Origin of the sequence: Actinoplanes sp. NPDC023714, from assembly GCF_040639855.1 — a bacterium.
GTDB lineage: Bacteria > Actinomycetota > Actinomycetes > Mycobacteriales > Micromonosporaceae > Actinoplanes.
In genome coordinates this window covers 1-12589 of sequence record NZ_JBFAAR010000006.1, presented here as the reverse complement: position 1 = coordinate 12589, position 12589 = coordinate 1, and the positions used below count along the sequence as shown (strand labels likewise).

Below are 12589 nucleotides of genomic sequence, written 5' to 3'. Positions count from 1 at the left end.
GTTTAGTCAGCCGGGCCTAGGACGCTGCGGACGGCACCATCGAGGTGGCGCCCGCGGCGAGGCCGTACTGGCCGACCCGGTTCTGCACCAGGCGCTCGGTGGCCGCCATCGCGGTCGCCACCTGACCCTGCACCGTGCTCACGTTGTCCACCGTGGAGATCTTCTGCACCAGCGTCGGGTCGTTGCGGACCCCGGAGACCAGGCTGCCCTCGCCCGCGCCGTCACCGGCCACCACGAGCGGCCGGTTCTGGTGGAACTGGGTCGCCACGGTCACCGCCGACTGGCTCTTCGTGGTGGCGTCCTTGTCGGTGGCCGGCTCGGCGGCGACCAGCACGATCGCCTCGGCGCCACCGGTCGCGTCGTCCTCGACGGCGAGGTAGCCCGCCTTGGACAGCGCGGTGAGCACGGCCGTCACGTCGTCCGGGGTGGGCGGGGTGGAGCCGGAGCCCTGCTGCAGGGCGAGCGCCAGCAGCGCGCTGGCCGTCTCCACGCCGTCGCTGTTGCGCGGCAGCGAGGTCACCGGGATGGTCGGCTGCGACGACTGGTCGGCGAGGTCGAGCAGCTCGTTCGTGTAGTTCGGGTCGAAGAACTTGTCCTCGACCGCGACCCGGGCGGTGAGCGTCGCGCCGGCCACGTTGAGCATCTTCGCCACGCCGTCGGCGGACTCGTCGGCGCCGGGCAGCGAGACCACCGCGACCTTGCGGGCGGTCAGCTTGCCGGCCAGCACGACCGGCGCCATCTCGGTGGCGAAGTCCTGCCCGCGGTTGAGCTCGTCGCGCAGCTGGTTGACCTGGTCGCGCCGGACGTCGTTGTCCTTCTTCAACGCCTCGAGGTTGGTGCGCAGGTTCTCCGAGACCGGGCCGTTGAGCGCCGCGGTGCCGACCACCAGGCCGATCGCGAGCGCGAGGAAGACCGCGGTGAGCGACACCACGTGGTACCGGAAGTTGATCACGACTACCTCAGAAAAGATTGCCGAGCTGGAAGACGAAATTGTCCCACCACTCGGACACGACGGTGAGGTACGCCTTCCCCACCGTGGACACGGCCACCGCCGACGCCATCGCCGCGAGGGCCGACAGGACCAGCAGCAGCAGCGCCGAGCCGGAGATGTTCTGCCGGTAGAGCCGGCTCACGCCCTTCGCGTCGACGAGCTTGCCGCCGACCTTGAGACGGGTCAGGAACGTCGACGCCATGCCGCCGCGGCCCTTGTCGAGGAACTCGACCAGGTTCGCGTGGGTGCCGACCGCCACGATCAGCGACGCGCCCTTCTCGTCGGCGAGCAGCATCGCCAGGTCTTCGCTGGTGGCCGCGGCCGGGAAGGTGATCGCGTCGACGCCCAGGTTGCTGACCCGCTCGAGACCGGGCGCGCGCCCGTCCGGGTAGGCGTGCACGATCACCTCGGCGCCGCACCGCAGCACGTCGTCGGTGACCGAGTCCATGTCGCCGATGATCATGTCGGGGGTGTAGCCGTTCTCCACCAGGGCGTCGGCGCCGCCGTCCACCCCGATCAGGACCGGCTTGTATTCCCGGATGTAGGGCCGGAGGACGTCGAGGTCCTCCTTGTAGTCGTAGCCGCGCACCACGATCAGCACGTGCCGGCCGGCGATGCGGGTGCGCACGTCGGGCACGCCGACGCCGTCGAGCAGCAGCTCCCGCTCCTGCTTCATGTAGTCGAGGGTGTTCGCCGCGAACGCCTCGAGCTGCACCGACAGGCCCTCCCGGGCGTCCGCCATGGCCTTGGCGACGCTCTCCGCGTCCTGCCGCTCGCCGCTCGCCACCGGCTCGCCGTTCAGCAGCACGGTGCCGCCGTCGATGCTGACCGTCTGCCCCTCGCGCAGGCCCTTGAAGACGTCCTCACCGAGACCGTCGACGAGCACGACGCCGCCCTGGATCAGCACCTCGGGACCCAGGTTCGGGTAGCGACCGGAGATCGACGGCTTCGCGTTGAGCACCGCCGTGACGCCGGAGGCCACCAGCGAGTCGGCCGCCACCCGGTCGAGGTCGACGTGGTCGATCACGGCGATCTCGCCGGGCCGCAGCCGGCCGGTCAGTCGTTTCGTGCGCCGGTCGAGCCGAACCAGCCCGGAGACCGGGCCCGGCTCGGTGGCACGCGTGCGCCGCAGAGTGGGTAGTCGCATCCCGGCCATCCTGACACGCCGTCGCACACTGTCCCCCCGCGACATGCGCCACCTCACCGACAAATGCGACTTTTCACGCACGTTTCTCACGAGCCGCTACCGACAGTAGTTCCTCGGCATGCGCGATGCCGAGGTCCGAATCGGGCAGACCGGCCAGCATCCGGGACAGCTCCCGGGCCCGCTCGGTCTCCTCCACGATCCGGACGCCACTCGTGGTGATCGCGCCGCCGGTGTCCTTCGCCACCACGAGGTGGCGATCGGCGAATGCCGCGACCTGCGGCAGGTGCGTCACGACCAGGACCTGATGGGTACGGGCCAAGCGCGCCAGCCGGCGGCCGATCTCCACCGCGGCCGTGCCGCCCACCCCCGAGTCGACCTCGTCGAACACCAGCGTCGGCGGGCCACCGGCACCGGCGAACACCACCTCGATCGCCAGCATCACCCGGGACAGCTCACCACCGGAGGCGCCCTTCTGCAGCGGCAGCGACGGCGCGCCCGGGTGGGCGTGCAGCCGCAGCTCCACCTCGTCGGCGCCGTCCGCCCCGGCCGCCAGCTCCTCGCCGTCGACCGTCACGGCCGGCTCGTCCTTGGACGGCGTGCGGGTCAGCACCGCCACCTCGACCCGGGCGTGCGGCATCGCGAGCCCGGCCAGCTCCACGCTGACCGCCTCGGAGAACCGGACCGCCGCCTCGCGCCGCGCCGCGGTGAGCCGGCCCGCCAGCTCGCCCACCGTCGCGGCGAGCCGCTGGCGCTCCTTGTCCAGCTCCTCCAGCAGCTCGTCGGACGAGTCCAGCTCGGTGAGCTTGGACTTCGCGTTCTCCGCCCAGGCGATCACGCCGTCGATGTCGTCCGCGTATTTCCGGGTGAGCGCCCGCAGCGCCGCGCGGCGCTCGTAGATCGCCTCCAGCCGGGCCGGGTCGGCGTCCAGCTCGCCGAGGTAGGAGCTCAGCTCCGAGGAGACGTCACCCACCAGGGTCGCCGCCTCCTCGATCCGCAGCGCCAGCTCGCCGAGCCGCGGATCCACCCCGGCCTGGCCCTCCAGCGTCCGCCGGGCGGTGCCGAGCAGCTGGGTCGCGTCGGGCGTGTCGTCGGCCGCCTCCACCCCGCCGGCCAGCGCCTGCGCCGCCAGGGCCGCGGCCACCCGCAGACCCTCGGCGTGCTCCAGCCGCTGCACCTCCTGGCGCAGCTCCTCGTCCTCACCGGGCTGCGGGTCGACCCGGGTGATCTCGTCGAGCCCGAGCTTGAGCAGGTCGGCCTCCTGCGAGCGCTGCCGGGCGTTGCGCCGCCGGTCGGCCAGGTCGTCGACGACCCGGCGCCAGCGGGTGAACGCCTCGCGGTAGCTCTCCAGCAGCTTCTCGTGCTCCGGGCCGGCGAACCGGTCGAGCGCCGAGCGCTGCTCGGACGGGCGCAGCAGCCGCAACTGGTCGGACTGTCCGTGCACGGCCAGCACCTGCTCGCCGAGCTCGCTGAGCGTCGACACCGGCATGCTGCGGCCGCCGACGTGCGCCCGGGAGCGGCCCTCGGCCGTCACGGTGCGGCTCAGCAGCAGCGAGCCGTCGTCGTCGGTCTCGCCGCCCGCATCGGTGATCCGGGTGCGGACCGCGTCACCGAGCGTCCCCGCCAGGCGCAGCCGGCCCTCGACCACGGCACGGCCCGGATCGGCGCGGACCCGGCCGGCGTCGGCCCGGCCGCCGAAGAGCAGGCCGAGGCCGGTCACCACCATCGTCTTGCCCGCACCGGTCTCGCCGGTGATCACATTCATTCCCGACGTCAGCCTCAGCGTGGTGTCGTCGATGACGCCGAGCCCGGTGATGCGCAGTTCCTCCAGCACAGGGCAGACAGTATCGGTGCCCACCGACAATCGCCCAACTCGGGAGGTGATCAGCGTCGATTGCCGCGCCAGCCGACCACCGGGAGCTCGAACTTCGCCACGAGCGTGTCGGTGAACGGCCGGGGCGCGAGACGGACCACCCGGACGGGCAGCCGGCCCCGTTCGACCGTCACCGTCGAGCCGGGCGGCAGGTCCCAGGTGCGGCGACCGTCACAGCAGAGCACCGCAAAGGACGTATACGGGTCGACCGTGAGGACGAACGTCGACGTCGGCGCGGTCACCAGCGGCTTGGAGAAGAGGGCGTGCGCGCTGATCGGGACCAGCAGCAGCGCCTCCACCTCGGGCCAGACCACCGGTCCGCCGGCCGAGAACGCGTACGCCGTCGACCCGGTCGGTGTGGCGCACACCACACCGTCGCAGCCGTAGCGGGAGAGCGGCCGGCCGTCCACGTCGACGAGGAGCTCGAGCATCTGCGCCCGCTGCCCCTTCTCCACCGACACCTCGTTCAGCGCCCACGACTCGGCGATCAGCCGGCCGTCGTACTCGGCCCGCACGTCCAGGGTGAGCCGCTCGTCGACCGTGTAGTCACCGGCCACCACGCTCGCGACGGCCTCGTCGATGTGGTCGATCTCCGCCTCGGCGAGGAAGCCCACCTTGCCCAGGTTGATGCCGAGCAGCGGCGCCTTCACCGGGCGGGCCAGGTCGGCGGCGCGCAGGAACGTGCCGTCGCCGCCGAGCGCCAGCACGATCTCGGCGCCCTCGGCCGCGGCCGGGCCGTCCACCGGCTGCACGCCGTCCGGCAGGTCCAGGTCGGCGACCTCCTCGGCGATGACCCGCACCTCGAACCCGGCCGCGATCAGGTCCAGCGCCACGGCACGGGCGTGCTGGGTGCTCTGCCTGCGCCCGGTGTGCGTCACCAGCAGGGCCGAGCGGGTCATTTCTCCTCCAACTGTGACTCCGGAATGGGGGACGCCGGGCCGGGCCCTGCCTCGACCACGCTCTCGATCCGCTGCCGATCGGCGGGAGGGGCGTCCCGCCGGAACCACACGAAGAACTCCACGTTCCCGCTCGGGCCGGGCAGCGGGCTCGCCGTCACGTCCCGTACCCCCAGGCCCTGCTCTTGAGCGGCTGCCGCCACGTCCATGACCGCCTCGGCACGCAACCGCCAGTCCCGGACCACACCACCGGCACCGACCCGCTCCTTGCCGACCTCGAACTGCGGTTTCACCATGAGCGCCAGGTCGCCGTCCGCGGCCGTGCAGGACGCCAGCGCCGGCAGCACCAGCCGCAGCGAGATGAACGACAGGTCCGCCACGGTCAGGTCGACAGTGCCGCCGATCGCGTCCGGGGTCAGCGTGCGCACGTTGGTGCGCTCCATCACGACCACCCGCTCGTCGGTGCGGATCGGCCAGGCCAGCTGCCCGTACCCGACGTCCACCGCCACCACCTGCTTCGCCCCGGCCCGCAGCAGCACGTCGCTGAAGCCGCCGGTCGAGGCGCCGGCGTCGAGACAGCGGCGTCCGGTGACGGACAGGTCCTTGAATCCCGCGAGGGCGCCCGCGAGCTTGTGCCCGCCCCGGGAGACGTACTCGGTCTGCGGATCCTCCCCGGTCACCACGATCGGGTCGGCCGGGTCGACCATGGCCGCCACCTTCTGGGCGGCGACGCCACGGACCTGCACACGGCCGGCCGCCACGAGGGCGGCGGCCTGTTCCCGGGAACGAGCGAGCTTGCGGCGGACGAGTTCAGCGTCCAGTCGCGCACGGCGGGCCATCTAGATCAAACCCTTTTTCTGTACGAGGTCTCAGCGGTCGATGCTCGCCAGGGTTTCCTGGAGCACCTGGTGCGCGGCCTCGTACTCGGCGATCTGCTCGGCCGGTGCCAGCCGCGCGGCGTTGGCGAGCGACCGTAGCACCGCGTCCACAGCGGGGTGCCCGGTGTCCTCCCCCATCCCGCCGCCGGCCTCATGCATCCCCGCATCAGGCCGCGCATGCGGTTGGGCGTGCGGCGCGGCACCCGGCTGAGCGTGCGGCTGGGCGTGCGGCGCGGCACCCGGCTGAGCGTGCGGCTGGGCGTGCGGCGCGGCACCCGGCTGCGCATGCGGCGCCCCGGCGGGCGGACCCGGCCGGAATCCACCCGGCGGCGGCCCCGGACGCGGACCCGGCTGTGCGGCGTAAGGGAACGTCACAGGATCACGCCTCCGTGCTCTCGACCGGCGCCGCCTGGCCGGGCACCGCCTTCTGTGCTGCCGTCTTCCGAGGAGCCCGCTTCCGCGCCGGCGCCTCGGTTCCGGCGTTCCCGGTTGCGGTCTTGCTTCCGGCGCTCTCAGCCGTCACCGGGCCAGCCTTGCGAGGCGCCCGCTTCTGAGCCGGCGCAGCCTTGCGGGCAGCGGCCTTCCGGGCAGGCGCACCGGCCTCAGCCGTCACGGCCTCCACCGCCGGAATCTCGGTGGCCGCCGCGGCCTCCACCACCCCGCTCACCGGAGCGGCCACGGTCCCCGCCGGAACATCCACACTCCCGGCCGGCACGGCGACCTCCGCGGCCGGCGTCACCACATCCGCGACGGGCGTGGCCTGCGCCGGAACGGCGGTCTTCCCCGCGACCGCCTTCTTGGCCGGCGTCCGTTTCACAGCAGCCTTCTTGACCGGCGCGCTCTTGACGGGCGCGCTCTTGGCCGGCGCGCTCTTGGCCGGCGCACTCGTGGCCGGAGTCTCAGCGACCGAGCCGGCGCCGCCCCCGTTCGAGGAGCCCGCGGAAGCCGCCCTCTTCTTCGCGGCCTTCCGCACCGGCGACGACGGAGTAGCGGGCGCCGCCGAAGCCACATTGGCCGGTGACACCGACGGTCCGGTCGCGGCGGCGGGCATCGCGTTCGGCTTGGCCTTCACCGCTTTCTTGGCGACGGCCTTCTTCCCCGGCCGGACGGGCGGCACCGCGGCCACCGGCAGATCCGGAGAGACACCCGTGCCCGAACCGGCGCGCGCCTCGGCCTCCCTCAACTGCCGCTCCAGGTCGTGAACCCGGGTGGTCAGGTCGGAAACCTCGTCGGCCGTGGCCAGCCCGACGCGCCCGAGCGCGCGGTCCACCTCGTACCGAACAATGTTCGTCAATGCCTCACGGTTCGCCATCCCGGTCGAGAGCAGGTCCTCCACGAGGCCCTGCAGCTGCGCCGCCGTCGCACCGCCCCGGGAGAGCACCTCCCCGGCGACCTGCTGCGCCCTCTTCCTCGGGGCCTCGGTCAGCCCGAGCGCCAGGTCCAGATATGCCCGCCATGCATCCGCCATGATCCCGCCTCCTCTCGCCGCGTCGGGTGCCACGCTACCGGGCACCCCCGATAATCACCTGAGGTACCGTGCTGGTGTCGTGAGAGAGGGAGCCGAATGGCCACCGTGGAAGAGTGCCGGCAAGCGTTGCACGACCTGGCGGCGAAACTGGCCGCCAACGCCGAGGCCCAGGGCCATCTGGATCTCGATCGCACCCTCGCCTGCCGGGTGACCGACCTCGGGACGGCGTTCCACGGCCGGATCACCGGCGGCCGCCTGATCGACATCGCGGACGGCGACGACCCCAAGGCGAAGATCGCGCTGATCGCTTCGAGCGACGACCTGATCGCGCTGATCCAGGGCAGGCTCGACGTCACCCGCGCCATCGCGTCCCGGCAGGTCACCGTCAAGGCGAACCCGTTCGACCTGCTCAAACTCCGTAAGCTCCTCTGAGGCCACCAGCAGCGCTCCCGGATACGTCCCACCAACCCGGATCGTTCAATTCGCCCGTCCGGGCGAGCGCTAATGCCTGACCTTTTCCCGGACGTAGCCACCGGCCCCCGCGCGGTGCCACGCTGGCGGTGAGGGCACGTAGGCCTCACGGGGACGACGGACTTGACCGGCGCGGGCCGGCCGGGAAGGAAGGATCATGACCACCTCCGACGAGCTGCACGCCCAGGCTGAGAAGATGGCGGTGCCCAGCTTCGACTGGATGAGCACCCCGGTCCTCTCGGTGATCGACGGCTTCCTGCACATCGACCCCGACGCGCCCCTTCCGCGCCGCCGTCACCACATCCCCATGCCGGTCAACCGCGAGCACACCCCCGCCGACAGCGGAGCGATCGCTTCGAGCCGCCTGCTGGCCGAGCTCTCCCGAAGCCGCAAAGCTCACTAGAACCAGCGATAGGCCGAGCCAGGAGATCCGGCGCAGCCTTTTGCTTGCGTACGCCGGAAGCACCCGGCAGCGACTCCCCCACCGCGCCCCCCAGTCCCGCCCGCACGTCTCCTCTTGGCGTCCTAGGAAACTAGGAAGAAAATGGGCGCAAAGAGGGCCGGTTCGGCCGCATCGGGAAGGGTCAGGCGTTCCAGGCCTGCAGCAGCTCGCCCGCTTCCGGAGAGCCGGCCTCGACAGCGGCGAGCGGCACGCCGTTCCAGGTGAGGGCGCACAGCAGACGCAGAGCATCCACGGGTTCGCCGGCGCCCTCGAGAACGGCACGATCACCGCTTCGAGTGACACGCCAGCCACCGGCCTCGCTCTCCGCGGGCGCCGGCGGGCGGGCCGCGATGTCCGCGTCGTTCGCCGAGCCGGCCTCCAAGTTCGTGCCGTTCGCCGAGCCGGCCTCCGAGCTCGTGTCGTTCGCCGAGCCGGCCTCCGAGCTCGTGTCGTTCGCCGAGCCGGCCTCCGAGTTCGTGTCGTTCGCCGAGCCGGCGGAGTCGACGGCGGGGAGGCGGGCCTCGTCGGCGGAGCGGAAGAGGCCGGACAGGTCGGCCGTCACGTAGGTGGGGCGGCGTTCCGGCGGCGCGGCCAGCAGGTCGGCCGGGCCGCTCACGCCGGTGAGGACGAGGAGGCTGTCCATGCCGGCGTTGACGGCGCCCTCGATGTCGGTGTCCAGGCGGTCGCCGACGACGAGGGGGCGGTCCGCCCTCGACAGGGTCGCGGCGGTCGTGAAGAGGCCCGGCTGCGGCTTCCCGACCACCACGTCCGGATCACGATCAAGAGCGGTGCGGAGTACGGCGACAAGCGACCCGTTCCCCGGCAGGGGGCCACGCGGGCTGGGCAGGGTGCGGTCGGTGTTCGTGGCGAACCAGGTCGCCCCGGCCCGGACGGCCAGCGCCGCCTCGGCCAGGATCTTCCAGCCCACCTCGGGGCCGTAGCCCTGGACCACCGCGACCGGCTCGTCCACGGCCGAGGCGACCGGGGTGAGCCCGGCGTCGCGTACCTCGGCCCGCAGCGCCTCGGCGCCCACCACCAGCACCGGGGCGCCGGCGGGCAGGCGTTCGGCGATCAGGGCGGCGGACGCGCCGGCCGAGGTCAGCACCTCGGCCGGCGCAGCGCTCACACCCATGCCGGTCAGCAGAGCGGCCACGTCGGCGGCACGTCGCGACGCGTTGTTCGTCGCGTACGCGATCGGCGTCCCGTCCGATCGGAGCCGCTCGACCGCTTCAGCAGCGCCCGGGATCGGCTTGTCGATCAGGAAGACCACGCCGTCCAGGTCGAAGATGACCAGGTCGTAGCCGCCGGCGAGGTGGTCGCTCATGCCTTCGGCTGCTCCGAGCCGTCGGCCTTGGCGGAGAACTCGTCCGCCTGCTTCTTCTCGGTCTCGAGGGCGTCGGTGTTCACGTCGGTCTCGGACAGCTCGGCCGGCTCGTCGTCGTCCTCGTCGGCATCCGCGGCGGTCACCGCATCGTCCTCGTCGGCGTCGACGGTCACCGCGACGGGCTCGTCGTCCTCGTCGTCCGCGGCGAACCTGTCGGCCTCGACGGCCCGCCCGGCCGCGACCGGCGCGTCCTCGAACTCGTCGGCCCCGGTCACCGCGACCGGCTCGTCGTCCTCGTCCTCGTCGTCGAACTCGTCGTCCCCGGCGGCAGCGCCCTCGGAGTCGTCGTCGTCCTCGGAACGGGTCTCCGGACCACCCTCGCCGAGCGCCGCCTCGGTCTCCTCGTCGCCCTCTTCGTCGTCGTCACCTTCGATGGCGACACCGTCGAGCTCGAGCAGACGCTCCGCGGCGTCGGTCAGCTGGTCCTCGTCGACCGAGGCGGCCCGGGCGAACCACTCCCGTGCTTCCTCCCGGCGGTCCGCCGCGAGCAGGGCGTCAGCGTACGCATAACGCAGGCGCGCCGCCCACTCCGCGTCCTCTTCCGTGGTGAGCTCCTTGACCTGGAGCATCGCCACGGCGGCGTCGTGCTGACCCAGGTCGCCCCGGGCGCCGGCCGCCACGATCAGCAGCTCGATCGCGCCGCTCTTCTCCAGCTTCGCCACGTCGGCGCCGCGGTAGAGGTCGATCGCCCGCTCGGGGCGGCCCAGCGCCCGCTCGCAGTCGGCCAGCTCGGCGAGGTGCGTCTGCCGGCCGGTCATCCGGTGGTAGGTGCGCAGCTCGGCGATCGCGGTCGTCCAGTCCCCGGCCGCGTAGGCGGCGAGACCGACGGCCTCCCGCACCACGGCGATCCGGGACGCGAGCCGCCGCGCCGCGATGGCGTGCTGGAGCGCGAGCTCGGAGTCCTCGTCGATGATCTGGCCGGCCGCCACGAGGTGCCGGGCGACCTTGTCGGCCATCTCGCGGGCGAGGGAGTTCAGCTCCGCGCGGACCTCCTGGTCGAGGTCGGTCGCGACGATGTCCTCGGGGATCTCCGGCGCCTGGAACGAAGGCTGCCCGGCCTCACGGTCGTCCTGGGGACGCCCGTTGTCGCCGTCGCGGTTGTAGCCGCCGCGCTCGCCGTCCCGGCCGTAGCCGCCGCGCTCGCCGCCCTGGTAGCCACCACGGTCCCGGTCGCCCCGGAACCCGCCCCGGTCGCCACCGCCCTGGTAGCCACCGCGGTCGCCGCCGCCCTGGTAACCGCCGCGGTCGCCGCCACCCTGGTAGCCGCCACGCTCACGGTCGCCCCGGAAGCCGCCACCCTGCGGACGGTCCCCGCCGCGGAACCCGCCCCGGTCGCCGCCACCCTGGTAGCCACCGCGGTCACCCTGCTGACGGTCACCACGGAAGCCGCTCCCCTGGAAACCACCGCGGTCACGGTCGCCACCACGGAATCCACCGCGGTCGCCGCCACCCTGGTAGCCGCCGCCCTGCGGACGGTCGCTGCGGAAACCGCCACGGTCACGGTCGCCACCGCGGAACCCACCGCGGTCGCCGCCCTGGAAGCCTTCACGGGGACCACCGGTACGGTCACGGTCGCCCCGGAACCCGCCCCGGTCGCCGCCACCCTGGTAGCCGCCACCCTGCGGACGGTCACCCCGGAAGCCGCCACCCTGCGGACGGTCACCACCACGGAAACCGCCACGGTCACCGCCCTGGAAGCCACCGCGGTCACGGTCGCCGCCACGGAATCCGCCGCGGTCGCCACCGCCCTGGTAGCCGCCACGGTCGCCCTGCGGACGGTCACCACCACGGAACCCACCGCGGTCACCGCCCTGGAAGCCACCGCGGTCACGGTCGCCACCACGGAACCCACCGCGGTCGCCACCCTGGAAGCCACCGCGGTCACGGTCGCCACCACGGAACCCACCGCGGTCGCCACCCTGGAAGCCGGCGCGGTCGCCCTGCGGACGGTCGCTGCGGAAGCCGCCACGGTCGCCGCCCTGGGGACGGTCGCCGCCGCGGAAACCGCCACGGTCACCGCCCTGGAAGCCACCGCGGTCACGGTCGCCACCACGGAATCCGCCGCGGTCGCCACCGCCCTGGTAGCCACCACGGTCGCCCTGCGGACGGTCACCACGGAAGCCGCCGCCCTGCGGACGGTCACCCCCACGGAAACCACCACGGTCGCCGCCCTGGAAACCACCACGGTCACGGTCACCGCCACGGAAGCCACCACCCTGGGGACGATCGCCACCACGGAACCCGCCCCGGTCGCCGCCACCCTGGTAGCCGCCACGGTCGCCCTGCGGACGGTCACCACGGAAGCCGCCGCCCTGCGGACGGTCACCCCCACGGAAACCACCACGGTCACCGCCCTGGAAACCACCGCGGTCGCGGTCGCCGCCGCGGAAACCGCCGCGGTCGCCGCTCACCGAGCGCTGTCCGCCCTGGTAGCCGCCACGGTCACGGTCTCCGCCGCGGAAGCCTCCGCGGTCGCCGCCACCCTGGTAGCCGCCACGGTCGCCCTGCGGACGGTCGCCACGGAAGCCGCCACCCTGCGGACGGTCACCCCCACGGAAGCCTCCACGGTCGCCACCGCCCTGGTAGCCACCCCGGTCGCCGCCACGGTTGTAGCCACCACGGTCTCCGCCACGGTCGCGGTCGCCGCCGCGGAAACCGCCGCGGTCGCCGCCCTGGTAGCCGCGGGACCCACCTCGGTCGCCGCCGCCCTGGTAACCGCCCCGGTCACCCCGGCGCTCGTCACCACCGTCGCGACCGCGGCCGGGACGACGGTCGTCGTCGCGGTTGCTGGAGCCGCCGTTCTGCGGTCCTTCAGTCACGGATCATTCCTTCCAGTACGGCGGCAGGCCCTCGGAGCGGGCGGCCAAGCGTCAACACACAAAGTTACTCGGAGAATCTGTCTCAAACGCAGTCGAGGGCCGACCCCGAGCGGGGGCGGCCCTCGACCTTCACGTTGAGTCCGGCGGCGTCCTACTCTCCCACACCCTCCCGAGTGCAGTACCATCGGCGCTGGAGGGCTTAGCTACCGGGTTCGGAATGTAA

Annotated in this window: 11 protein-coding genes and 1 pseudogene; 3 read left to right on the top strand and 9 right to left on the bottom strand. The window is 73.0% G+C overall.

The features are described from left to right. Positions 1 to 16: 16 nt before the first annotated feature. The 7 genes from AB0G10_RS25650 to AB0G10_RS25620 all read right to left on the bottom strand — a co-directional run bounded on the left by AB0G10_RS25650 (position 17) and on the right by AB0G10_RS25620 (position 7250). Positions 17 to 952 (bottom strand): copper transporter, encoded by a 936-nt coding sequence (locus AB0G10_RS25650; protein ID WP_360926541.1) that lies wholly within the window; start codon positions 950 to 952, stop codon positions 17 to 19. Positions 953 to 959: 7 nt separating this feature from the next. Then, entirely contained in the window at positions 960 to 2138 is a 1179-nt protein-coding gene (steA, locus tag AB0G10_RS25645) for a putative cytokinetic ring protein SteA (protein ID WP_360926538.1), read from the bottom strand. Between the two features lie 73 nt (positions 2139 to 2211). Continuing rightward, positions 2212 to 3969: a DNA repair protein RecN gene (recN, locus tag AB0G10_RS25640; RefSeq protein WP_360926535.1), complete on the bottom strand. Its 1758-nt coding sequence runs from the start codon at positions 3967 to 3969 to the stop codon at positions 2212 to 2214. A gap of 50 nt (positions 3970 to 4019) precedes the next feature. Next, on the bottom strand, positions 4020 to 4907 hold the full coding sequence (locus AB0G10_RS25635) for an NAD kinase (protein WP_360926532.1): 888 nt from the start codon (positions 4905 to 4907) through the stop codon (positions 4020 to 4022). Beyond that, the gene (locus tag AB0G10_RS25630; protein WP_360926529.1) at positions 4904 to 5743 is read right to left on the bottom strand and encodes a TlyA family RNA methyltransferase; all 840 of its coding nucleotides are present in this window, start codon (positions 5741 to 5743) and stop codon (positions 4904 to 4906) included. Before AB0G10_RS25630 ends, AB0G10_RS25635 begins: the two co-directional genes overlap by 4 nt. Before the next feature lie 30 nt (positions 5744 to 5773). Continuing rightward, entirely contained in the window at positions 5774 to 5941 is a 168-nt protein-coding gene (locus AB0G10_RS25625) for a hypothetical protein (RefSeq protein WP_360926527.1), read from the bottom strand. Positions 5942 to 6161: 220 nt separating this feature from the next. Continuing rightward, a complete protein-coding gene (locus AB0G10_RS25620; RefSeq protein ID WP_360926524.1) occupies positions 6162 to 7250 on the bottom strand; it encodes a hypothetical protein in 1089 nt (362 codons plus the stop codon). Positions 7251 to 7346: 96 nt separating this feature from the next. Here AB0G10_RS25620 and AB0G10_RS25615 point away from each other — a divergent pair, with 96 nt between their 5' ends. Continuing rightward, positions 7347 to 7682, top strand: coding sequence for an SCP2 sterol-binding domain-containing protein (locus tag AB0G10_RS25615; protein ID WP_360926521.1), 336 nt, complete (start codon positions 7347 to 7349; stop codon positions 7680 to 7682). Between the two features lie 196 nt (positions 7683 to 7878). Then, the gene (locus tag AB0G10_RS25610; protein ID WP_360926518.1) at positions 7879 to 8124 is read left to right on the top strand and encodes a hypothetical protein; all 246 of its coding nucleotides are present in this window, start codon (positions 7879 to 7881) and stop codon (positions 8122 to 8124) included. Positions 8125 to 8698: 574 nt separating this feature from the next. On the opposite strand, the pseudogene AB0G10_RS25605 reads toward AB0G10_RS25610, so the two are convergent. Both AB0G10_RS25605 and AB0G10_RS25600 read right to left on the bottom strand, forming a co-directional pair. Continuing rightward, a pseudogene (locus AB0G10_RS25605) lies at positions 8699 to 9496 on the bottom strand (HAD-IIA family hydrolase); the annotation flags it as partial. Beyond that, on the bottom strand, positions 9484 to 10503 hold the full coding sequence (locus tag AB0G10_RS25600; protein ID WP_360926515.1) for a Replicase polyprotein 1ab: 1020 nt from the start codon (positions 10501 to 10503) through the stop codon (positions 9484 to 9486). The pseudogene AB0G10_RS25605 and the gene AB0G10_RS25600, both read right to left, overlap by 13 nt. Here AB0G10_RS25600 and AB0G10_RS25595 point away from each other — a divergent pair. Beyond that, positions 10426 to 12504 (top strand): hypothetical protein, encoded by a 2079-nt coding sequence (locus tag AB0G10_RS25595; RefSeq protein ID WP_360926512.1) that lies wholly within the window; start codon positions 10426 to 10428, stop codon positions 12502 to 12504. The genes AB0G10_RS25600 and AB0G10_RS25595 overlap by 78 nt on opposite strands. The last annotated feature ends 85 nt before the right edge of the window (positions 12505 to 12589 follow it).

Coding starts and splice junctions, on each gene's coding strand:
- AB0G10_RS25630 (WP_360926529.1), bottom strand. CDS start 5,743: ATGGCCCGCCGTGCGCGACTGGACGCTGAACTCGTCCGCCGCAAGCTC.
- AB0G10_RS25625 (WP_360926527.1), bottom strand. CDS start 5,941: ATGCATGAGGCCGGCGGCGGGATGGGGGAGGACACCGGGCACCCCGCT.
- AB0G10_RS25635 (WP_360926532.1), bottom strand. CDS start 4,907: ATGACCCGCTCGGCCCTGCTGGTGACGCACACCGGGCGCAGGCAGAGC.
- steA (WP_360926538.1), bottom strand. CDS start 2,138: ATGCGACTACCCACTCTGCGGCGCACGCGTGCCACCGAGCCGGGCCCG.
- AB0G10_RS25600 (WP_360926515.1), bottom strand. CDS start 10,503: ATGGCCGACAAGGTCGCCCGGCACCTCGTGGCGGCCGGCCAGATCATC.
- AB0G10_RS25610 (WP_360926518.1), top strand. CDS start 7,879: ATGACCACCTCCGACGAGCTGCACGCCCAGGCTGAGAAGATGGCGGTG.
- AB0G10_RS25615 (WP_360926521.1), top strand. CDS start 7,347: ATGGCCACCGTGGAAGAGTGCCGGCAAGCGTTGCACGACCTGGCGGCG.
- AB0G10_RS25620 (WP_360926524.1), bottom strand. CDS start 7,250: ATGGCGGATGCATGGCGGGCATATCTGGACCTGGCGCTCGGGCTGACC.